The 22019-nt window shown below is 58.0% G+C and carries 15 protein-coding genes; 9 read left to right on the forward strand and 6 right to left on the reverse strand.

Annotation, left to right across the window (positions count from 1 at the left end):
- Nucleotides 1-38 precede the first annotated feature (38 nt).
- The 5 genes from KI809_RS17625 to KI809_RS17645 all read left to right on the forward strand — a co-directional run bounded on the left by KI809_RS17625 (nucleotide 39) and on the right by KI809_RS17645 (nucleotide 6724).
- Nucleotides 39-1988 carry a putative porin gene (locus tag KI809_RS17625; protein WP_214172917.1) on the forward strand — a complete coding sequence of 650 codons (1950 nt, stop codon included), beginning with the start codon at nucleotides 39-41 and terminating at the stop codon, nucleotides 1986-1988.
- Nucleotides 1988-2989 carry a peptidylprolyl isomerase gene (locus tag KI809_RS17630; protein WP_214172918.1) on the forward strand — a complete coding sequence of 334 codons (1002 nt, stop codon included), beginning with the start codon at nucleotides 1988-1990 and terminating at the stop codon, nucleotides 2987-2989. The genes KI809_RS17625 and KI809_RS17630 overlap by 1 nt, the downstream gene beginning before the upstream one ends.
- Nucleotides 2986-4200 carry a sensor histidine kinase gene (locus tag KI809_RS17635; protein WP_214172919.1) on the forward strand — a complete coding sequence of 405 codons (1215 nt, stop codon included), beginning with the start codon at nucleotides 2986-2988 and terminating at the stop codon, nucleotides 4198-4200. Before KI809_RS17630 ends, KI809_RS17635 begins: the two co-directional genes overlap by 4 nt.
- A gap of 13 nt (nucleotides 4201-4213) precedes the next feature.
- Nucleotides 4214-5149, forward strand: a complete 936-nt coding sequence (locus KI809_RS17640) for a hypothetical protein (protein ID WP_214172920.1) — start codon at nucleotides 4214-4216, stop codon at nucleotides 5147-5149.
- Nucleotides 5150-5215: 66 nt separating this feature from the next.
- Nucleotides 5216-6724 (forward strand): phosphotransferase, encoded by a 1509-nt coding sequence (locus KI809_RS17645; RefSeq protein WP_214172921.1) that lies wholly within the window; start codon nucleotides 5216-5218, stop codon nucleotides 6722-6724.
- A 183-nt stretch (nucleotides 6725-6907) separates the two neighbouring features.
- Here KI809_RS17645 and KI809_RS17650 read toward each other — a convergent pair whose 3' ends face one another.
- Both KI809_RS17650 and KI809_RS17655 read right to left on the reverse strand, forming a co-directional pair.
- A complete protein-coding gene (locus KI809_RS17650) occupies nucleotides 6908-7726 on the reverse strand; it encodes a DsbC family protein (protein ID WP_214172922.1) in 819 nt (272 codons plus the stop codon).
- Nucleotides 7727-7838: 112 nt separating this feature from the next.
- Nucleotides 7839-10241 carry a glycosyltransferase gene (locus tag KI809_RS17655; RefSeq protein WP_214172923.1) on the reverse strand — a complete coding sequence of 801 codons (2403 nt, stop codon included), beginning with the start codon at nucleotides 10239-10241 and terminating at the stop codon, nucleotides 7839-7841.
- Between the two features lie 163 nt (nucleotides 10242-10404).
- On the opposite strand from KI809_RS17655, the gene KI809_RS17660 reads away from it, so the two are divergent.
- From KI809_RS17660 to KI809_RS17675, 4 genes are read left to right on the forward strand one after another with little or no spacing between them, the layout of a single operon-like run.
- Nucleotides 10405-12843 carry a hypothetical protein gene (locus KI809_RS17660; protein ID WP_214172924.1) on the forward strand — a complete coding sequence of 813 codons (2439 nt, stop codon included), beginning with the start codon at nucleotides 10405-10407 and terminating at the stop codon, nucleotides 12841-12843.
- Nucleotides 12812-13828, forward strand: a complete 1017-nt coding sequence (locus KI809_RS17665) for a phosphatidylserine decarboxylase (protein WP_281416932.1) — start codon at nucleotides 12812-12814, stop codon at nucleotides 13826-13828. The genes KI809_RS17660 and KI809_RS17665 overlap by 32 nt, the downstream gene beginning before the upstream one ends.
- Nucleotides 13825-14877, forward strand: a complete 1053-nt coding sequence (locus tag KI809_RS17670; protein ID WP_214172925.1) for a prolipoprotein diacylglyceryl transferase family protein — start codon at nucleotides 13825-13827, stop codon at nucleotides 14875-14877. Before KI809_RS17665 ends, KI809_RS17670 begins: the two co-directional genes overlap by 4 nt.
- Nucleotides 14878-14905: 28 nt before the next feature.
- Entirely contained in the window at nucleotides 14906-15373 is a 468-nt protein-coding gene (locus tag KI809_RS17675) for a DUF2062 domain-containing protein (RefSeq protein ID WP_214172926.1), read from the forward strand.
- Between the two features lie 16 nt (nucleotides 15374-15389).
- Here KI809_RS17675 and KI809_RS17680 read toward each other — a convergent pair whose 3' ends face one another.
- From KI809_RS17680 to KI809_RS17695, 4 genes are all read right to left on the reverse strand, one after another.
- Nucleotides 15390-17600 carry a hypothetical protein gene (locus tag KI809_RS17680; protein ID WP_246559492.1) on the reverse strand — a complete coding sequence of 737 codons (2211 nt, stop codon included), beginning with the start codon at nucleotides 17598-17600 and terminating at the stop codon, nucleotides 15390-15392.
- Nucleotides 17601-17702: 102 nt separating this feature from the next.
- Entirely contained in the window at nucleotides 17703-19520 is a 1818-nt protein-coding gene (locus KI809_RS17685; protein WP_214172927.1) for a SulP family inorganic anion transporter, read from the reverse strand.
- Between the two features lie 31 nt (nucleotides 19521-19551).
- Nucleotides 19552-21045: a polyphosphate:AMP phosphotransferase gene (gene pap / locus KI809_RS17690; protein ID WP_214172928.1), complete on the reverse strand. Its 1494-nt coding sequence runs from the start codon at nucleotides 21043-21045 to the stop codon at nucleotides 19552-19554.
- Nucleotides 21046-21481: 436 nt separating this feature from the next.
- A complete protein-coding gene (locus KI809_RS17695; RefSeq protein ID WP_214172929.1) occupies nucleotides 21482-22006 on the reverse strand; it encodes an OmpH/Skp family outer membrane protein in 525 nt (174 codons plus the stop codon).
- Nucleotides 22007-22019 lie beyond the last annotated feature (13 nt).

A 22019-nucleotide genomic window follows, 5' to 3' on the forward strand; every position in this document is an offset into this window, starting at 1 on the left:
GGTCCGAGGGACCGATCCATCAAACAGGGAGTTCAATTGTGAAATATCGTCTAAGACAATTACTGGCCGCTTCACTGATCTGTACCTTTACCACTGCAGTGCCGCTTATCGCGTGGGCTGGGGAGACCAAGGAAGCAGCGCCGATGGGTAGTCTGGAAACCCTGATCGACCTTTTGCGAGATCGGGGGATCATGACCAAGGAAGAGGCTAACGAGCTGCAGCGGCGCTTGTCTGCCGAGAAGGCTCCTGCTCCGGAAGCCAAGCCTGAGGCCAAAAAGCAGGAGCTCCCTCCGCCTGCCGAACCGTTGCCGGAAGAGGACCTGAAGGCGCTGGTGGAGGTGATGCGGGAGCAGGGGGTGGTGAGTGTCGAAGAGGCCCAGGCCCTTGGGCGCCGCTTTGCCAAAGCCCCGGCGGACGAGCCTGTTGATGATTCAGCCACCCCGAAAGCCGTGGCGGCGCATGTCGCATCGCCGGTGCAGCCTGCGGCGCTGCTTCCGGTAATCATTGCCGACTCAGAGATTCCGTATATCAAGTCATCGATGCCGCCCGATGAGGTCGAGGGTCTGATCAAGACCGCCCGGGAGCAACGGGTGGTGACGCCGGATGAGGCGGATATTCTCATGGAGCGCTTCGCCGCCAAAGCAGTGCTCGATCAGGTTGCCACCAACGTCGGCAACGATATCCGCCAGGAGATCAAGGAGCAGATGAAGCTGGCGGCCAAGGAAGAGATCAAGGCCGAGAGCAAGAACCTGGTGGCGCCGGACTGGACCCGCAAGATCAAGCTTTCCGGGGATATCAGGCTCAGGTATCAGAGCGAGTTCTTCGATAAGGACAACTTCGACTATCTGGCTAACGACCAGATATACGGCGGCGATCCGGCCAGATATGCCAATAACCGCCAGCGGTTCAGACTGCGCGCCCGGCTCGGCGCAACTGCCAAGATCCTTGACGAACTGGAGGCAACGGTCAGGCTGGCAACCGGCACGACCAGCGACCCGGTTTCCACCAACGTGACCATGGGTGACGGTTTCAACAAGAAGAATTTCCTGATCGACCAGGCATATCTGAAGTGGAACACAGGAGTGAGCACGGATACCTTTACCCTCTGGGGCGGGCGCTTCCCGAACCCCTGGTTCTCCACCGATCTGGTCTGGGATAATGACCTCAATTTTGAAGGTTTCGCAGTGAATTATGCCAAGCAGTTCCGGAATGTCGGATTGTTCGGCACTGCCGGGATTTTCCCGTTGCAGGAGGTTGAACTCAAGGCCCGCGACAAGTGGCTGTATGGAGTCCAGGCCGGCATGAGCTACAAAAACGAGGATGAGACCTTCAAGGGGCGGCTTGGTATCGCCCTGTACGAATTCATCAATACCCAGGGGAAACTGAACAGCCTGAACGGCGTGACTGACTCGGCCGATAATGACTACACCCTCCCAGCTTCCCGGCAGAAAGGGAATACCCTGTTCGACATCAATCAGTCGGTTGATGCTTCGCATAAATACAAGTGGGCTTATGCCGCAGAGTTCCAGGAGCTGAACATAACGACATCGCTCGATTTCGGTTTCTGGCATCCGGTGCATTTGGTGCTGATGGGTGACTACGTCAATAACCTCGGCTACAAATCTGCAGATGTTGATGCCCTGGCCGGCACCAGGATCAAGAAAGAGACCGAGGGTTATCAATACGGCATTGCCGTAGGCTATCCCGCATTCCAGGAGTTCGGCGATTGGAAACTGTATCTGATGTATCGTTATCTCGAAGCAGACGCGGTCATGGATGCCTTTACCGACTCCGATTTCCATCTGGGCGGCACCAATACCAAGGGGTGGACCATGGGTGGCGAGGTCGGTCTGGCGAAGAATGTCTGGCTTACCGGAAAATGGATGACCGCCAATGAGATCAGCGGCCAGAGATATCCGGATTTCCCGGAAAAGAAGGAAAAGCTTTCCATTGATGTATTCCAACTCGATCTGAACGCGAGGTTCTGATGACTGCATCGGTCTGTAACAGTCTGAAGCGGTTGGTCCCGTCAGTTGTTGCCTGGGGGGTTCTTACCTCTGTGGCTGTGGCTGACAGCCGGATCCCGCTGCCCGATCCGGTGGCGTTGGTCAACGGTGCGCCGATCAGCCGGGCCGACCTGCGGCGAGAGGTGGGGCGTCTGGAGCGCGCCGAGGGCACGGGCGGGGGGAGCGTCACCAGTAATCGTGAGCAGGAACTGCTGCGGGGCGGCCTTGATAACCTGATCGCCCGTGAGCTGCTCTATCAGGAGGCAAGGAAGAGTGGCGTGAAGATCTCTCCCGAAAAAGTCGAGGCTGAAATCGCCAATCTCAAAGGGAATTCGGATAATGCCGTCGAATTCGCCAAAACCCTTGGCGAGCTGCAGCTCTCGGAAGTTGAGTTGAAACGACAGACGGAACGGGCCATGACGGCACGCGCCTTCATTGATGGACAGATTGCCCCCAGGAGCGAACCGCAGGAAACGGAACTGAAAAACTACTTTGAGCGAAACCCGCAACTGTTCAAGGTGCCGGAACAGTCCCGTTTCCGGCATATCCTGATAAAGTTTGATCCCTCCTGGCAGTTGGAAAAGAAACAGATTGCCCTGGAAAAGGCCCGGAAAATCCGCGAGCGGCTGCAGAGAGGAGAGGCCTTTGCCGTGGTTGCCCGCGAACAGTCCGACTGCCGGAGCCGTGACCAGGGAGGAGATCTGGGATGGTTCAAGCGGGGCCAGCTGGCGCCGTTTCTGGAACGGATAGTTTTCACTGCTCCACTGGACGCCATCTCCGAACCGGTTGATGACCGGTTCGGTTATCACCTGATTCAGGTAACCGGGCGGCGACCGGCTCGAACGGTAGATTACGCCGAGGCGCGGCCGAAAATCCGCGAATATCTGCACCAGGAACAGGCGGTGCGCCAGGCGCGGGAGTTTGCCGACAAGAAACGGGCCGGCTCGAAGATTGAAATTTTCCTGCCGTCCGGAGCACAATGAAGGGGCGTACGGGCATCTACCGTCTGCAGTCATGGCTGGGCGAAGCCGGTCAAGCCCTCTCCCAGACCAGTGGCCGACTGTTTCTGACCAATTTTCTCAGCGGCGCTCTGGTCGCCGGTTCGGTATACCTGCTTGGACAGACCGTTCTCCCTGATCTGCTGCTGGGGTGGGGTATCAAGGTCCTCCTGCTCTGTCGCTATGCCCTGGCCGAGTATCGCACTCTGCAATTCCCCGCCGGTCTGATCATTGCCGTTTACCTGCTGGCCTCCGCCTTTGCCGCCGCAAGCTGCACCTACATCCGCTCCGCTGCTGCCATGGCCGGCCTCAATTCACTGCTTGCCGGCCTGCTTCTCTATAGCGGCTGGCGCGGTCACCTGCCGTTTATTCTCACGTTGGGCCTCGCCCTGGTAATCGTATTGATTACCCTGGCGGCACTGCTGGACAACCTGCTTCGGGGAAGGTCACTGCGCCGTGCCTCGCGCCAGGCCGTCGACAAGCAGCAATCCGAGGCTGCCATCCTGCGCCACATAACCCATAGTGTCTGTCCGACGGTGCAGACCGCCTTGTCGCCGGTGCTAGCGGTAACGGAGCTGGTAAGGCAGGACCCTTTGCTGGACCGGATCGTGGCGCGGCGGCGCGACGGCAGCGATGAGAGGGTCAGCGACGCCCTGGCAACGGCCATAACCAGCCTGGAGCAGATCCGCGACATCCTTGTCTCCACCGAAGACATCTTCAACAACCGTCTGGATGAGCAGGATTTTTCCGAAATCGATCTCCGCGAACTGTTCAACCGCGAGATCCTGCCGCTCTACTCCCATTGCCGCTTTACAGTCCGGGTTTCGTTCGGCGACGTGCGCAGTGTCAGGCTGCATCGTTCCTCGTTCATCCATGCGATCAGGAACCTGCTGCGCAATGCCGAACTGCATGCCTTTCCCGACGGGTTCGAGCAACAGGGGCCGTTATTCGCCAGTTTTGCCATCAGCCGGACCGCACGGCAGCTGGTGATCGCTTATGAAAACAACGGGGTTCCGTTGCCGCCGGATTTTACTGCCAGGGATTTCCTGGCGTTCGGCCGCAAAGGGAAGAACAGCCCTGGTAAAGGTCTGGGCGGGGCCTGGGTGGATAAGTTCCTTGAACTGCACAACGGAAGCTTTACCATTGAAGGGACCAACCCGGTCAGATTCAGGATGGTTTTGCCGATCAGGCGTTAAAGGAGGAGGACGAATGGTGGCAGGCAGCGAACTTACCATGCTGATCATCGATGATGACGTGCGCTATGTCGATTCCCTGTTCCGCGATGCGCAGCGGGTGGGGATTTACATGCTTCATGCCGCGAGTCTCGAAGAGGGGCGCTATCTGTTTGAATCGCCCGCCGGGCGTTCCCTGGCAGGGGTTATTCTCGATGTAGAGTGTTATCGTCGCAAATCCGACGATGTGCCTGACTCAAGCTTCATCATTGCGGCCACCAAATATTTTACGGAGCGGGCGCCGGAACTGCCGCTGGTGGCGATAACCGGGGTGCAGCCGCTGTTCGAGCGCTACCAGCGAGATTTTGAGGGAACCTGGAAGGTCTATCGCAAGGGGCGCGACGAGGCGGCGCTGTTGAGCTGGCTGTGCGAGCAGGCGGAAGGGCTGGCATGGGTCACGATCGTCCGGCGCCATCCGGAAATCTTCCGGATCGTCGATGCCCATCTCGGGGCCGATGCCCGGATCGAGCTGCTGGAGTGCCTCGGCGCCATGACGGAAACCAGCCTGCCCAAGGTGCGGGGGAACCTGGCCAATCTCCGCTCACTCCAGGAAAAGATCTACCTGGCCCTGCACCAGAGCCGGCCTGACATGATTCCACGGCAATGTGTGGTCTTTACCGACCGCAACGGTGCGGTGCAGAGCGTAAACGTGGCCCAGATCCTCGACCACCTGAAGGGGAACTTTGACCCCAAGTCCCAGCAGAACCAGGGGCCGGTGTTCCTGCACTACCGCTCCATCCTGTTCCGCTTTTCCGAGCTGATCTACCGGGTCGCCTCGGACGGCATCCACGCCATCGACCAGGACGCAGCCGTAAAGCCGACCTGCTACACGGTGCAGACGGTGACCTATGCCCTGCTCGACCTGATCCTCTGGTTCGGCGGGGTGGTGGGGCAGACGCGTCCTTCAGAGTGACGGCACTTGATTGTCTGGTATAGTTGATCTGTTGCTCACCGTATTAATTGAAGCGTAGGACATCCCATGCTGCTCGAAATGCATTGCCATACCGCCGAGCATTCCTCTTGCAGCTCTCTCCCTGCGATTGAGCTGGTCCGCCAGGTCTTTGCCAAGGGGTTGCAGGGGATTGTGCTGACCGACCATCATTATCTCTGGACCGAGTCTGAACTGCGGCAACTGCGACGCAGTGCCGGGGTGCCGGATCATTTCCTGATCCTGGCGGGACAGGAGCTGCGCAGCGCCGAAATGGGGGATGTCCTGGTGTACGGGGCAACTGAGTCTCTGGAACGCGGCACATCGCTGGCAGAAGTACGCAGGCTGTTTCCAGAGGCGGCTTTGGTCTGGGCTCATCCCTATCGGGGAACCAGGACGCCGTCGCCGGATGATCTCATCGACCCGCTCATCGACGGGATCGAAATATTCAACACCAATCACACGGCGCGCGGCAACAGTCGGGCGCTGCAGGACTGGCACCGTTACCGCTTCACTGCCATTGCCGGCACAGATACCCATGGCAGCGGTTATGCAGGGGTCTATCCCACGATCTTCGATCACCCGGTGACCACGGTGGCGGAACTGGCCAGGGAGATCCGGCTGGGGCGCTGCCGGCCGTTCCTGAAAGAGATCCCGCGCTCCGGCGCCCATGCGCTGGTGACCGAGGTGACCATTGGCACCAAGGGCCAGGACGAACAGCGGGAACGGATCATCATCCGGGCCATTGACAGTGATCTGCGCTGGCGGAGCGCAGAACGGGCTTTTCGGATCACGCAGGCGCTGGCGGATCATGGCTTTGCCGCAGGGCGTTACCGGGTGCCGCAACCGATTGATGCCGACCCTGCCTCACGGACGCTTATCGAGCAGGGGCTACGGGGAAAATCCCTGTTTGACAAGCTTGTTTCCTCTCCTGCCGATGATTGGCAGGAATACTATGAGCTTGCCGCGCGCTGGCTGGCACGGCTCCACTCCTTGCAGGCCCGGCTGACCCCGGCGGATGAGTTTTTGCCGCGCGAGGAGCAGCGGCTGGCGCGCTACCTGGGGCGATTCACCGATACCGGCCACAAGCATGCCCGCAAGGTCAGCGACCTAGTGGAACGGGTGTTGGCCGAAGAACGGCTGCTTCTGGCCGGCGGCAGTGGTATCCTGCTGCAGGGGCATGGCGATTACCACCCGAAAAACGTCTTTATCGGCCAGGATAGCCAGGAGAACCGGTCAACCCTGTTTGTTGCCGCCATTGACTTTGAGAGCTCGCTGCTGCTGCCACCAGCCTTTGATGTGGGATGCTTCCTGGCACAGTTTCGCAACCAGTTGTTCCATCATCCGGACATCCTGGCCGCGCTGTCCGATGAGCTTTTTTTGCTGCTTTACGAGGAGGAGCGTGGCGGGTTAGCGGCAGGTTTTCTCCGTCAGGTGGAACTGTTCCGGGCACGCACCAACCTGTCGATAGCCGCTTATCTGGTCAAGGTGGGGATGGGGGAGAGCGAGGATCTGTGGCGGGTCCTGGTGGAAGCGGAGCGGGCACTGACCAATCTGTGACCGCCCAAGCAACGGCTGCCCCAATGAGGCAGCCGTGTTCAGTCGATAACCAGCAAAAAAACATCAACGTTTATTCAGCTTACACTTGCCGCAATCCTTGCAGGCACCGTGCTTGCCGTACTGGCGAAAAATGGGGCAGTACATCACATCACCACCTCTCAACGCAGAATTCCAGAACTGAAACTACTTTCGATCAGTTGTTGCTGCTGCTACCCGTTCTCCAAGCAGTTTTTTCAGCTCTTCCGCCTTTTTCATCCCCATGATCAGCCGGCCGTCGGACAGTACAATCGTCGGCGTTACGCTAATGCCGAGTTCATCCGCCTGTTTGCTGCCTGCTGAAGCATACGATGTGCCGCAGCCGGTCGGCTTGATCTCCTGTTTGTCGAAACTCCGGTCAAGCAGGGTGAGTGCCTCAGCCATGCTGGATTTGGATTGACAGACAATACTGTCGATCTTACCGGCTGCTGTTGGGTGGATCTCAAGGGGAAAGAGGATGATGTTGATCCTTAGCTCCGGCTCGTCCTTGACCAGTTGGATCAATTCCTTGTGCAGCTGCGAGCAATAAGGGCAATCAGGGTCGGTGAACACATTCAGCTTTTTGCTGCCTGACGGGTTGCCCATCACCAGGGCATTGTCGAGTTTGATGGCAGCAGGATCGATCCGTTTGCTATTGGCCAGCTCCTCCTGGGTAACGTCGGTCTTGCGGCCGGTATCGAAGATCCGGGCATTGATCAGGAATTTCTTGGCATAATCGATGTAAATGATCCCTTCTTCCTTGCCTTTCCGCACCAGGGCTTGAAACAGGCCGCGCACCGGCGACGGTTTGACCTCGGTAATTTCTGCGTCCGCCACGAGCGGTGCGACCAGTTCCTGGGCCTCTTTTTTCGTGATCGAGTGGCAGGCGGCGCAGTTGCTGCTGCACCCCTCGATGCCGGGACCCATGGCATTGGCCGTGGCAGCGGCTATCAGACTGAAACAGACTGTCAGCAACAGATTTTTCATGTTCGGTTCCTTTCATGCTTGGCTGCCAAGCTGGCCTGAGCATAGCACCGGACTGTAACTGCCGCATGGAGATGGCGGAAATATGGTGCAACCAGATTGCAATCTCTCCAGTTCAGGCTGCCTTGGCGCAAGGGTTAAGAATGGTGCGAAAGGTCTCGGCAGTATCGGGGGTCTTGGCTATGGTAAACTCCCTGGCTCTGGCGCCCATCCCGGTCAAGAGGGCCGGTTCAGCAACAAGCCGCCTGACTGCGGCTACCAAGCGCCCGCAGTCGCCGGCAGGAAAGACCAGCCCGGTTTCTCCGTCGATCATGAGTTCGCGCGGACCTCCGGAATCAGAGACAATAACCGGGATTCCCGATGCCTGGGCCTCAAGAACCACGTTGCCGAAGGTATCGGTGGCGCTGGGGAAAACAAACAGGTCGGCCGCCGCATAGGCCTGCTGCAGTTCTTCGCCCTGCAGGTAGCCGGTGAAAACAACCGGGTAGCCGACAAGCGCCTCCTGCATTTCCTTGCGGTAGGGGCCGTCTCCGACTATGGCCAGTGAGGCTGCCGCCCCTTCGTCGACCAATGTGCGGAAGGCCTCGGTGAGCAGTTCCAGGGATTTTTCTCGGGAAACGCGACCGACATAGATCAAGGTGGTCCCGCCGGTGCTCCCTCTTTGCTGCCAGAAACCGGGCTGCCTTTTGTCCGGCGAGAACTGCTCGGTATCGACCCAACGCGGCAGCGGTTTCATTTTTTCCGCTGCCAGACCGCGCGATTGCAACTGCTCCCGCGTTCCGTTGGATGGGACCATTACCTCTTCCATCTGGCTGTAGAACCAGATCATGTAGCTCCAGGCCGCCTGTTCCAGGAATTCGTCGTTGGTCAGGTCGCGCACATACTGCGGGATATCGGTGTGGTAAGTACCGGCAACCGGAATATCCATCAGCCGGGCGATGAGCAGCCCCAGCAGACCGACAGTGCCCGGGGTGCTGACATGGATATGGGTGAATCCCTGACTCTCGATAAAGTCCATCACATCGAGGATCGGCGGGAAATTGAGTTTCAGTTCCGGATATTCGGGCAGGGTAAAGTCGCCGACTGCCTCAAAGTGTCGTACCCCTTCGAGATTGCTGCTGGGAGAGGTGCCCGAGGTGATGACGGTCAATTCGATCCCCCGGTCCCGTGCCGTGCTGATCAGCCGCCGGATGGTGATGGCCACGCCGTTGATCTCATCCAGGGTGTCGGTGAACAGGGCAATCTTTTCCTGCCGCTCCGGCAGGGCGTTGCCGGTGAACCGTTGGCCGAGTTCGGCAATCAGATCCTTGCTGCGATGCTGGTGATGAAACGACAGGTAGTAGGGGGAGATCAACAGTTGTACCAGGCCGATGGTCCCTGCGGTGTTCAGGTAATCGAAGAAACCGGCGTTCAGGGGGAGCGAGAGCAGTCGGTCGGTATAGCGGTATAGGATACGGTTTGCCAGGCGGCTGGTTACGGCGAAGATCTTGCGGTTATGGTCGGCCCCCCGGATTTCGTCGACAAATGCCGTGTCGTTAAGCAGGGTTCGCGCCTCGCTGTCCAGGATCTCCTCAAAGCTCATCGAGGATGTGGCGCGGGTATCCGGCAGGTTCTTGCGGATAAACATCCGGATTTTGTCGAGCAGCGAGCTTTTGTCGGTTCCCAGGTTGAAGAAACGGTCGAGCAGGGTGCTGACAAAGGGGGTGCTGGTACGGCGGCGGTCGCCAAGGCGCTCCTTGTAGAAGCTGTAGGCTATGCCGTACATGCTGTGGGCCATGGTCAGCGGCCCGCCGTCGTCACCGTCGGCCCAGGTTTCGCCGCGCTGCACAGCAGAGATAAAGTCGTTCAGCGTACTGCCGCAGTAGGCAGTGGTATGAGCCCGAGCGATGAACAGTCCACCATGGTCGTCGGAGCCGCCAACCATTCCCTTGATCCACGGTTTTGAGCCGTAGGGGACAATAGCGTGCTTGTCGGCCAGCTGTTCCATGGTCTCCAGGGTCAGGGAGGTGACCAGCTTTTTGGTGAAGGCGTTGAAACGCCGTGCCCGGCAGCCGTTCTTGATTTCCATCGTGTTGAACAGCAGCAGGCATTTCTCGATGATGTCAACAGTAAGCTTGTCGTTCTGCGCATAGAGTGGATGGGCAAGAAAGTGGGCTATCCCGGCCTTATTGAGGTAGGCCACCAGTTCGTAGATATCCTTGCGCAACGACATGATCTCGGCAAATTGCGCTTCGGTGATGTGCAGCACCACTACATGGGTTTTGCAACCGTTTTCCGGGAAGTGTGCAGTGATCTCGGCACTGATAAAGGTGTTCGGCAGGTGGGCTATTTCCAGTGCGCCGGAGATGGAGTTATGGTCGGTGATCGTGACGAAATCCATTCCCCGTTCGCGTGCCGTCTGGTAAAGCCGCATGGGAGAGGTGTAGCTCTCCGGGCAGTTGAACTTGCGCATGGCCCAGTAGGTGGGCTTGTTGGAGTGACTCGAATGAACGTGCAGGTCTGCTTTGTATGCTTTCATGCCTGATATTTTTAACACGTCAATGTTACGGAGGCGTTATGGATGTGCAAAGGTTTTGTGCTTTCTTTCGCTGCCGGCAATGAAGGTGGTTGGCGCTGAGATGTAACATAACATTCACACAGAGCGAACAAGTTCGTCATAGTTTTTACCTATGCTTGTTTCCATGATAAGTCCTGCCAAGTTGTCGGCCGCTGTACCCGAAATCAATCGTGAGTTATTTGCCCGTCTGGGTGTTTCGTTTGCCTCCAGAGAAGAGCTGGCGGCCTCGCTCCCTTTTTCGCTGCACGATGTGACTGCAGGCTCAGAAAGTGAGCTTCAGGCAGTGGTATGCGGCGCCAAAGATGATGTTGACCTGCCGTTGATTATCGAGCAGTCGAATTACTTTGCCAATATTGTCAAGCGTGCGGCGGCAGGGGAAACACCACAAAGAGTCGTGGCCGATTTGGAACGGTTCCTGGCGGACAATCCCTCCAGGGTATGGGAAAACAGCTGGGTGCGGTTCCCGGCCAGAAACCTCTCCCGTTATGCCCAGGAGGTTCTGGAGACCGATCTGCTGGCCGATAAAAAGAATCCGGCAGCCGGCAAACGTGTTGATGTAACGCGTTTCACCTTCCGGGACGAAGCTGGCGAAGAAATGCTGCGGTTGCCGATCAGCTACCTGATCAAACTGGCCCTGGCCGACCTGATCGGTTCCCAGCAAATACTGCCCGATATCATCCGTCAGGCCGGGATTCGTCTTCTTGAACATTTCCTGAACGATAACACCTCGCCGGAGACCTTTTCCTTTAACGTCGTGGCGCTCACTCCAGGTGGCGGCATGGGGCGGGCGATTGCCAAAGAGACCGCCATCCGGTTCCTGATGACGCAGCTGTTGGTCATGTACGCCAATCAGGCCTTCGGCATCTCCGATCGCGGCCAGCAGGCCATGGTCTATTTTGCTCCCCATCCTCCGATCCGACAGAAGGAGCTGAATGACCATGTCCCGGACAGCTTTTATCGCGAGCTGTTCATGAGTCCCTGTCTTTCCGGCTGGGACAAGGGTGAAGACAAATTTCGTTACATGCAGCTTTGCCACCAGGTCTTGTCGCGCAGCCAACTCAATGCAGTGGCAAAACTGCGCGATGCCGGGATCATCCAGACCAATCTGGTGGTATTGCCCAATCTGTCCAATATCAGCCTGGCCAACAACGGTACCCATATCAGTATCGGCAGCCGGTGCCTGACACAGGCCCTGGCCAGTGGTGGTCCTGGGTTCACTGCGGGCCACGAGAAGCATTTAGGCGATCTGGCCATCAAGATTACCGAGCATTTCCTGCCGCTCTTTGTCGGCACCTATACCGCAGCTCCTTACCGGCAGGCCTTCACCGACTTTCATCCCGAAAAGGCGCTCGGCTTTCTGCCGCACGAACTGGACTACACCCACCTGCGGATGATCTGGCGCCGTTGGAAAAAGAAGGCAGACCTGTCTATTTTCGGCCAACCGATCACCCCTTTCGGGCCGCAGGCGCTGGACCGGCTGGTGAGTTCGGTATTCAGGCTTAAGGGTGATTTCGTCCCAGACTATCGCCTGATCGATTACCTGGTCTGCCTGCTCTCGACCGAGCGCAGTCCTGGGTTGAACGGGCAGCCGGGCAACAGTGACCGCTTGCGGCGGGACCTGGCAGATATGGGGGTCTTTGATGAACAGATGTCGGTCTATCTGCTCTACAAACAGCGCGAATTTGCCAAAATGGGTTTTTCCGGCTTTGAAGGACGATATTACAGCCTCTTTGGCACCTTCGGCGAAGATATGGCGCGGGCCGCTGATCTGCAGACCCTGATCACGGCACTGGCCTATCAGTATATGGCGCTCGGCATGACCCACGCCAATATTCCGGATATCCCCTCGGTGGAAAGCGAACGTCGCCAGATCTTCTTTGGCGCTGCCATCGGCATCCCTACCTTTTATGTGCACCGGCACAGCAGCAATTCCTTCCTGGATTATATCCTCAAGAAAACCGACGGCATCCGGTCGAGTCGCCGCTACCCCGGTTATCTCCGGGTCCAGATTCATGAGTACCGTCGGGCATTGCTGCAGGTAATCCGGGAGGATGCCGGCATTCTGATCGATCTGATGGGACTGCACGACACCCTTGATGACCTGGAAAGACGGCTCAATGAACCTGACTGCTACTCCGCTGCCGGGCGTCTCACCGCCGGGATCCTGGGGGAAGTGAACGCATCGTCACCGATGCGAGTCAATGCCCGGGAATTCAACACCGGCGCCGAGCGCTTCTATCGCACCACGCTGCGCAATCAGCATCTGGCAGAAGCCTTCACCTTTCTGCTCCAGGACTGCAGGCTGCTGGATCGCGAGCAGAGCTCCTTGGATGAGTCGCAGCGCAACGCTCTGCGGGCTATTCTCCATGGGCACGATGCCGGTAGTTTCGTTGAATCGGCCACAGAGGATGTCATGCACGAGCGGGCCGACATCGCCACCTTGCAGCGCCTGATGAACCTGGTGCTTTTCAAGGTTTGCCACGATGAGGCTGCCACACGTGAGGAAACAGGCAAGCAAAGGAGATATGCGGATGATGCGGCACCAGTATATCGAGCGGGATAGCGGCAGCATCGTAACCGAAAGGCTGTTCGGCGACCGGATGGTCCGGCTGCTTTACCACGGCGTTCGGGAAAACAGTACCGCCCTGTTCCGGATGTTGACCAGCAACCGGTCGTCTCATATCCTGGGGCTGGTCAACTTTGACCGCCCGGTGCTGTCCAGGCGCGCTTTCCTGGCAAACTGCGGCATTGAGCTGTCCGAGTGTCTCGACCCGCCCGGGCAGCTTGACACTCCCCGCAAGATCTTTGAACGAAGGATCTGCTATGGCGAATGCCGCCCAATGCCCTCCGATCCGGCGGCAGTAGTGTCACCTGCCGATGCGCGGGTGCTGGTAGGGTCGTTCCGTGAAACCTCCCTGACCTTTCTGAAGGAGAAGTTCTTTACCTTCGAGGAATTGCTCGGCAGCACCAATGCCCTCTGGCATCAGTCATTCAAGGGGGGCGATTTTGCCGTGTTCCGCCTGACTCCGGACAAATATCATTACAACCACACCCCGGTGGCCGGCCAGGTAATCGATTTCTATGCCATCGACGGTGACTACCACTCCTGCAACCCGAGCGCAGTGGTCACTGTGGCCACCCCATATTCCAAGAACAAACGGGTGGTAACGATCATCGATACCGATGTGCCTGGTGGCACCGGGGTTGGCCTGGTGGCGATGATCGAGGTCGTGGCCCTGATGATCGGCGATATTGTTCAGGCTTACAGCTCAAAGAGTTATGATGATCCGCAACCGGTCGAAATAGGGATGTTCCTGGAGAAGGGGCAGCCTAAAAGCCTCTACCGGCCCGGCAGCAGCACCGACATCCTGATTTTCCAGGAGGAGCGCGTCGATTTTGCCCGGGATATCCTGGAAAACATGCGCCGCACGGATGTAGCGAGCCGCTTTACCGAGGGCTTTCATAAGCCGCTGGTAGAGACGGATATCAGGGTCAGATCGCTGCTCGGGATGGCGCGGAACAGTTCTGAATCGGGGAGAACCTTATGATTGCCACCGTATTGCTGCTTGTTGCCGTTATTCTGCTGGCCGCCTATTTATGGTGGGGATTCACGGTGTTGCCCGGCGAGAGATGGCAAATCGTTGCCTCGGTGCCGGCATCCAGGACAGAGCAGGGGGGATGGACCGGCATCAACTTCACCTGGTATGGCCTCCTTACCGCTAACGCCTACCTGGTGGCGGTGGCGGTACTGCTGGTGCTGCTCGGCTCGGTCGGGGTGCCGCAGCTGGGCACAGCCATCCTGGCAACGGCCATGCTCTGCTGCTGCGTGCCGGCTTCCCGGCTGGTGGCCCGGATCGTGGAAAAGAAGGCCCATACCTTCACGGTCGGCGGTGCGGTCTTTGTCGGTATCCTGATTACTCCCTTTGTCATTATCCTGGTCAACCGCACCGTTGGCGAGGCTTTGTCATTTCATATCCCGGTCATGCCGGCCTATGCCGCTATTGCCATTGCCTACGCCTTTGGCGAAGGATTGGGCCGGCTCGCCTGCATCAGCTTCGGTTGCTGCTACGGCAAGCCGCTGGCAACCAGCTCGGGCCTGCTCAGAACCCTGTTCAGCGGCCGCGGTTTCGTGTTTTTCGGCAGCACCAAAAAAATCGCCTATGACGGAGGGCTGGAAGCAACCGAAGTGATACCCATCCAGGCGATTACCGCAGTTTTCTATGCGGTGAGCGGCCTGGTTGCGACCGGGCTGTACCTCTTTTCGCATCACACAGCGGCATTTCTGCTGGCCACCATCGCTACCCAGGGGTGGCGCTCGTTTTCCGAAACCTTGCGGGCTGACTATCGGGGCGCAGGAAAAATTTCCGCCTACCAGATCATGGGGATGATCGGTGTCGCTTATGCCGTTGCCGCTGCCTGTTTCCTTGCTCAGGAACAGGCTGGTTTGCCGGATCTCCCCGCCGGACTCAAAAGCCTCTGGAATCCGGCGCTGATCCTGTTCCTGCAGGGAATCTGGACGACAATCTTCGTTTATACGGGTCGCAGCACGGTCACCGGCGCCACGCTCAGTTTTCATGTGCATCAAGACCGGATTTAAGCCCCACGGTTTTTGGTGGGTGAGCCGGATGCTGCGTCGGATTGCCTCTCCAGTGGCAATTCGTCTGCAATCAGTCATGACTTGCGGACTGACACCCAAGAAACTTGCCCTGACCCTCTGTATCGGCAGCGCCCTTGGCATTATGCCGCTGCTGTGGGGCACAACCCTCATCTGCATGGCGCTGGCCCATCTGCTGAGACTCAATCAGGTAGCCCTGCAGTCGGTCAACTATCTGTTCTATCCCCTGCAACTGGCACTTTTGGTCCCCTTTTTCAAGCTGGGGGGATGGCTGTTCCCCTGGGGACCGAAGATTCCGCCTAACGTGCTGACCACATTGATTAAAAACCCTGGTTTGTCATCATTGAATATTCTTGGCTGGATTACTCTTAAATCGCTCTTCGCCTGGCTGGTAACCGCTCTGCCGGTTGCGCTGCTTGCCTATGTGATCCTGAGGGTCGCCTCAGGCAGGATTGTTGATCAGTCCATCAGTCACTAATACCGATTAACTCATCCTACCTGAACAACAAGCTCCTCAGCCCCAGTGTTCTGCGGATGTCCCACAGGTTCATGAACAGTGGATCAAAGCGCTCCTGTCTGACTTGCTGCTCCTCCCGGTCCCAGAAGTAGAGATTGGTAACCGGATAGAGGTAGCCGAAGGGGTAGGCGGTGAGGCTCTTGCGCCTCTGGGCCAGCTGTGCGACCGGGTAGCGGTAGCGGGCTTCCTGGCGGCGGACGAGAAACAGGGCGTCGCGGCGCACTCCCTGGGCCAGGGCGAGGAAATAATCGGATTCTCTGATTGCTCCCGGTGGCAGAACCGCTTCTTCCCGCTGCGCAAGCAACGCCCTGAGCGTAAGCGCCCGGTGACTGGCCCGCAGGGCGCTCACCCGGAGTCCCGCAGTCAGCTCTGTTGCCAAGGGGAGAAGATCAGCGCCTATTTCTTTGTTGCGCCGCAATTGGGCGAATCTTGCGTCAAGGCGGTCCGTCACCTTCTGCATCCGGTCAGCGTATTGTTCCAGGTCGGTCACCGGGCCTTGTCGCACGGCTTCTGCCTGTTCCGGCGAGGCATCATTCAGCAGCCACGAGTAGCGGAACCCGGGGTCGGGCTGGAAAGGGCGGTTCAAGGGATCGGGAAGCTCGGAGAACGGAGTCAGTGCCGAGAGGTAGCGCAGCAGTTCACGCTCCTTCAGGTAGTAGTTCTGCAGACGCAGGGCCTCCTGCCAGAGCTTGGTCAGCTCCCGGTCCGGAAAGAGGCGGACGAGCCGGGACACAGGAGACGTATCCCATTCCTTCCGGTCGTCGCCATAGCGCCACGACCAGCGGCTGATGCTCCAGTCGACCAGCCAGTAACCCCATTCCCAACCCGAGGTGAAGGTAAGATGGCCATGCACGCCGCTTTTGCGCATCTGGTTGATGTCTTCCCAACGTGAGCTTAAGTAAGGAAGCAGCAACAGCGGCACCGATGAGTCGAAGCCTACCCAGTAGGACGATTCCGGCCAGTACCAGGTCTCGCGGCGTTTGGCTTCGCTTTGGGCTGCCTCAAGCATGAAGCGCTGGTTGTCATTGCCGTAGACCGGTGCCTTCGGCTCAACTGCAGAATAGCACATGACGGTGTGAATCAGGATGCCGCTCCCCGGTAGGTTGGGGCGGCGGACCTTTTCCCCGTTGTCCTGGCAGATGACATGGGTGGCATACATCAGCTTTGCCTGGTAGCGCTGGCTGACCTGCTGCTCGAAGTAGCTTTGCACGCCGGGCAGGAAGCGTCCCAGGAACGGCAGATGCTCTCCCATGGTTGCCTCAAGCGAAATGAAATCCCACTGGGCCTGGAACAGCCAGTCGAGGGTCCGGTCTACCTGACGGCGGTACGACGGGAAAGGGCGTAGCAGGGTTATGGCCTGGAAAGCCTGCTGCTGCAGCATGGCCAGGGAGATCTCCACGCCGCAGCTGATGCCGCGCTGATGGGCGTAGTCTACTATCCGGCGGGCATGGGGGATCCATCGGTCGCGGTCGATGCCGCGCAGCAGAAAAAACTGGAACCGGTTCTGGCCGTTGCGCGCCAGCCAGTCCAGGTACTCCCTGATATCCTCAAAAGAGTTGGGGATGGTCGGATCGTGCAACTGCTCGGTCAGCTCGATCGGGTGCAGGGTGTGCAGATGGAAGCCGCGGGAGGGAAACTCCGGTTGTCCGTAAAAGGTGAAGGATGAGGGTAGGGGCCAGGAGCTATGGACAGGTATGAGAGTCTGCCGGGGATGGATGAAGCTGATCCCCAGTTTTTCCTGCAGTAGCCCGTACAGCCCGTTGGCAACGGCAACAGGTGACGCTGCTGTCAACTGGAGGATAGTTGTTGCTCCTCTTCGGTTGGATGTCCACCTGAATGACTCATCCCTGCCGGCATCATACGCCGCTTGGCCAGGGGCTTTAGCGTTGGCCGGCACAGATGGAACAACCAGTCTGATATCGGCTCCCTGAGCATTGCAATTGACGATTGCTGCGGGGAATGCCTTCCTGAGAAGGTTCACGGTATCCGTTACCGCCAATCGGCAGGCCGGCTGACTGAGGAGTGATGCCGGAGCAGCGACGGAAATGTGTATGGTCTTGGCTGAAGCGGGCGCGGCCTGAATCAGGAGCAGCCAGAAAAGCCAGAAGAAGATGCGGATCGTTATCAGCAGCCTGCCAGGAGATGATTCAGGCAACATCCCGGGATTTATGAACAGATGATGCCCCATAGTTTCCGTCACGAAGATCTTTGTTAGCCTTAACTATCACGGCAGCATGACTGTAGCACTGCAGTTGGCAAACAATCTTGTGACGACATGCAGGGGTGTTTTTTAACTGTTGCCGGAAGGATCGGGCTGTAATTGGCCATTGCGGAGTTGGGCATCTTCCCAGTCGATCCAGGCAACCTGGTGCAGAGCCACATACCGGTCAACGGCCTGGCCGATGGTTGGGAAAAAGTGTTCGGTACCGATTCTGACAAACAGGCCGTAGGTTTTCAACCGGTCTTTAACCGGGCCTTTCATCTGGGCGAAGCAGAGCTGAATTCCGGCCTGCTGCAGCTCGCCGTCCAGTTCGGTCAGCATGTCGGCTGAAGTGATGTCCACATCGGTGACCGGTTCTGCCGCAACCACAATCCATACCGTTTTTGTCGGTGCTGCCGAGACCGCCCGCAAGATATGCTCGCGGAACATCTCGGCATTGGCAAAAAACAGCGGGGCGTCCCACCGGAAAAGGATCAGGCCGGGGATCCGTTTCCCTTCCGGGTGACGGGTGATGTCGTGGTATCCCTTCATGCCGTCAACCCGGCCGAGGATGGCATGGTAAGGACGCCAGGCCCGCCAGATAAAGACCAGCAGGGACAGGCCGATTGCTATGAAGATCCCCTGGATTACCCCCAGCAGGGCAACTCCCAGGAAGCAGACATTCGACAGGATGAATTCACCACGCCGCAATTGATACAGGCGCCTGACTCCGGCAATCTCCATGATCGTCCAGCTGGCGGAAATAACCACCGCCCCGAGGGCGGCAGTCGGCACATGACGCATCAGTTCCGGGGCAACCATCAGGAGCAGGGCGATACAGACCGCGCCGATCATGCAGGTGACCTGGGTTCGGGCACCGGCCGCTTCGGCTACCGGGGTCCGGGAGGCGCTGCTGCTCACGGAGAATCCCTGAAACAAGCCGGTGGCAACATTGGCGAGACCGAGGGCGATCAGTTCCTGATTGTCGTCCACGTAGTAACTGCCGCGCAGGGCATAGATCCTTGACAGAACGCTCATGTCGGCGATGGAGACCATGGCTATGGCCACGGCGCCGGTACCGAGGGTGTAAAATTCATCGAGGGTGAGGCGGGGGATATGCAGCGTCGGCAATCCTTGCGGGAGCGTCCCGACTACGGCGATTTGCGCTTGCCCTAAAAGATCGAACAGGGCGACCGCCAGCGAGGCGCCGGCCACGGCAAAGAGCACCCCCGGCCAGCGTGGCGCCCAGCGCTTGCAGCCCATGATCACCATCAGGCAGGTAAAGCCGATAACAGCCGCGATCAAGTTGGTCTTGCCGTTCCAAATCCCATGAATCAGGCCGGTTACGGTTTGAAGGATGCTGCCGCTGGTCACGGAAAAGCCGAGGACTTTCGGGAGCTGTCCGATCAGCAGGGTGAGGGCGATTCCGTTGAGATAGCCGTGGCGGATCGGCTTGGAGAGCAGGTCGGTAACGAAACCGAAGCGGCCTAGGCCTGCCAGGATGCAGATCGCTCCTGAGAGAATGGCCAGGACCGCAGCCAGTGAGGCGGCACGGATTGCATCGTCTCCGGCGAGCGGCAGGACAGTAGCCGCAATGAGAGCGGTTAGGGCCGAGTCGGGACCGATGACCAGGATGCGGCTTGGGCCGAACAGGGCGTAGACCAGAAGCGGGACGATGGTGGCATAAAGACCGTAAATAGCCGGAAGGCCGGTTGCTTCGGCATACCCCATGCCGACCGGCGCCAGCAGCGCCGTAAGGACCAGTCCGGCAAAAAGATCCTGGGTAAACAGGGAGCGGTTGTAGTGTTTGAGCAGCGCTAGGCCGGGGAGCCAGCGGCGGATGCCGCGGACCCGTTCGTGCCGGGGGAATAGCGGCCCTTCTTGGAGATGGGAGCCGTTCAAAACCATGGCCCTCCAACCTGGTGCTCGGCAGAGGCGGTCACTTCCGCTTCCGGTCCAGCGCCGCTTCTATCCTGGCGCAGAGGGTCTTGAGAACTTTAATCCTGGCATAATTCTTATCGTTAGCCTCGACCAGGGTCCATGGAGCAATCTCGGTGCTGGTGCGGTCGATCATGTCGCAGACCGCCAGTTCGTAGTCGTCCCATTTTTCGCGATTGCGCCAGTCCTCGTCGGTGATCTTGAACCGCTTGAAACTGATCTTCTCCCGTTCCTTGAAGCGCCTCAGCTGCTCTTTCCGGTCTATTGCCAACCAGAACTTAACCACTACGGTATTATGGCGCACCAGCTGTTCCTCGAAGTCATTGATCTCACCGTAGGCCCGCATCCAGTCAGCATGGGAACAGTATCCTTCTACCCGTTCCACCAGCACCCGGCCGTACCATGAACGGTCGAAGAGGGCAAATCTTCCGGCATGGGGGAGATGGCGCCAGAACCGCCAGAGATAAGGTTGCAGCTGCTCTTCTTCGGTGGGTGCCGCGATTGGTATTACTCGAAAGTGACGGGCATCCAGGGCCTGGGTTATGCGGCGGATGGCGCCACCTTTGCCGGCTGCGTCGTAACCTTCAAAAACAACGATCACGGAAAGCTTGTGGAATCTTTTGTGGCGAGACAACAGGTTTAGTTTTCCCTGCCATTGTTCGAGCTCGGTTTCGTACTCTTTTTTTGCCAGCCGCTTCGTGAGATCGACGGTATGCAGGACCCGCACCCCATCAATGGCCAGGGTAATTGGGGGGAACGGCTCTTCCTTGAGCGGTGGTTCGTGGTTGTCGAGCCGTCGGCGCAGAGCTTGGTGGATTGCGGTACCGATGGTGAGATAGCGATAGCGGGGATCATTCCCTTCAACAATTAACCAGGGTGATTCGGCGCTGCTGGTGGCGCGGAGCATCCGTTCCGAGACCTGGTGGAAACGGTCGTAGAGCTTGTAATGCTTCCAGTCGGTGTCTGTTACCCGCCACCGGGTGCCGGGATCCTTTTCCAGGGAGTTGAGCCGTTTTTTCTGCTGGTCTTTGGAAAGGTGCAGCCAGAATTTGAGGATCAGCGCACCTTCGTCACAAAGCATTTTTTCGAAGCGGATTATCCGTTCCAGGCGTTGATCAAGTTCGGCGTTGGAAATGTTGCCATAGACGTTCTCGATCAGCGGGGCCGAATACCAGGTACCGAGAAAAATGCCGATCTTGCCACGCGGGGGGAGTGATCGCCAGTAACGCCACATGGGCGGTCGCTCCAGCTCTTCATCTGTAAGATTCCGTAGCGCATGGGTCTCAATATGCCGGGGGTCCATCCATTCGTTGAGGATGTTGACCGTCTCACCCTTCCCGGCGCAATCGACCCCGCCGATCAGGATGATGACCGGGAATTTCCGCGATTGCAGCAGGTCTGTCTGTGCATCCAGCAGGGCCTCCCGCAGGATCGGCACTTCGCGCTTATAGCGAGTCTTATCGATCTTGTGGCCCAACTCCGCCGACTCGAACATTGGCAGCTCCTGTTAAGACTTCTCACCTGCTTTGATCTGCTGAAAAGTCTATCACAGAAACCTGCCGGGTCTAATCCGGTTGCCTGCAGGGCTGCTATTATCTATGTCTGCGCGAGCGGAACTTTTTCAATAAAACCAGGGCCTCCTGTTCGGGACCGTTCACCCAGAAACCACACATGAAGCAGCAGATACCTTGGGCATTGCCTCGTTCAATAAGTGTCCGTTCATGGTAGTGCAATCCTACCTTGGATTTGCATTTAGGGCATTTCATAACGGTAATTCCTTTCGTATGGCTTTAAGCGTCTGCTTCTCTGGATGCCGCGTATGTTGCACGAAAGCCCGCACGTCAGCAGGCATGATGCTCACAGTGCGGGCTTTCTGGTGCCGGGTTGGCCAGCAAAGTACGCCGCGCGTACCAATATTCAAACAATGACGCTTATTTTTTGTTACTGGAGTGCTCCTCGTTGGCACGTTGCACGACCTGCGCGGTGATATCGGCATCCTTGCCGAAATAGAAGAGTCCAACACTGCGATCGAGGATCGCCGTATAATTACCTTCGTCGCCCACTTTTGCCATTATTGACCCAAGACGGCTGGTAATCCGCTTGAGATGGTCTGCCTCAAGCAGTTTGATCTCTTCCTGGGCCTCACGCTGCCGGTTCTGGAAATCACGGCTCTTCTTCTGAAGCTGTATTTCCCGCTCGGCCCGTTCATCCGCAGTGAGTTTGGCAGCGTCCTTTTCAGCTTCAGCCTTGGTCTTTTCAAAATCAGATAACAGGGCTTTCAATTCAGCATTGTACTTTTCAGTCTTCTTGAGCAGGTCGGCCCTGGCTTCGATCCCGGCAGAACACTCTGAAACGGCTCGCTGCAGGTCAACAACACCGATTTTAGGCGTTGACGCCGCCATGGCAGGAGCCGCACAGGCCAGCATGAGGAGGGTGGCGGTTATGATGCGTTTCATCTATGAATCTCCT

The sequence above is a fragment of the Geoanaerobacter pelophilus genome (assembly GCF_018476885.1).
In the GTDB taxonomy this organism is placed as follows: domain Bacteria; phylum Desulfobacterota; class Desulfuromonadia; order Geobacterales; family DSM-12255; genus Geoanaerobacter; species Geoanaerobacter pelophilus.

Bases quoted from the DNA above. Each gene is read 5' to 3' on its own strand.
- KI809_RS17655 (WP_214172923.1), bottom strand. From the start codon at position 10,241: ATGAAAGCATACAAAGCAGACCTGCACGTTCATTCGAGTCACTCCAAC.
- KI809_RS17665 (WP_281416932.1), top strand. From the start codon at position 12,812: ATGATGCGGCACCAGTATATCGAGCGGGATAGCGGCAGCATCGTAACC.
- KI809_RS17680 (WP_246559492.1), bottom strand. From the start codon at position 17,600: ATGGGGCATCATCTGTTCATAAATCCCGGGATGTTGCCTGAATCATCT.
- KI809_RS17675 (WP_214172926.1), top strand. From the start codon at position 14,906: ATGCTGCGTCGGATTGCCTCTCCAGTGGCAATTCGTCTGCAATCAGTC.
- KI809_RS17635 (WP_214172919.1), top strand. From the start codon at position 2,986: ATGAAGGGGCGTACGGGCATCTACCGTCTGCAGTCATGGCTGGGCGAA.
- KI809_RS17640 (WP_214172920.1), top strand. From the start codon at position 4,214: ATGGTGGCAGGCAGCGAACTTACCATGCTGATCATCGATGATGACGTG.
- KI809_RS17695 (WP_214172929.1), bottom strand. From the start codon at position 22,006: ATGAAACGCATCATAACCGCCACCCTCCTCATGCTGGCCTGTGCGGCT.
- pap (WP_214172928.1), bottom strand. From the start codon at position 21,045: ATGTTCGAGTCGGCGGAGTTGGGCCACAAGATCGATAAGACTCGCTAT.
- KI809_RS17645 (WP_214172921.1), top strand. From the start codon at position 5,216: ATGCTGCTCGAAATGCATTGCCATACCGCCGAGCATTCCTCTTGCAGC.
- KI809_RS17650 (WP_214172922.1), bottom strand. From the start codon at position 7,726: ATGAAAAATCTGTTGCTGACAGTCTGTTTCAGTCTGATAGCCGCTGCC.
- KI809_RS17670 (WP_214172925.1), top strand. From the start codon at position 13,825: ATGATTGCCACCGTATTGCTGCTTGTTGCCGTTATTCTGCTGGCCGCC.
- KI809_RS17660 (WP_214172924.1), top strand. From the start codon at position 10,405: ATGATAAGTCCTGCCAAGTTGTCGGCCGCTGTACCCGAAATCAATCGT.
- KI809_RS17630 (WP_214172918.1), top strand. From the start codon at position 1,988: ATGACTGCATCGGTCTGTAACAGTCTGAAGCGGTTGGTCCCGTCAGTT.
- KI809_RS17685 (WP_214172927.1), bottom strand. From the start codon at position 19,520: ATGGTTTTGAACGGCTCCCATCTCCAAGAAGGGCCGCTATTCCCCCGG.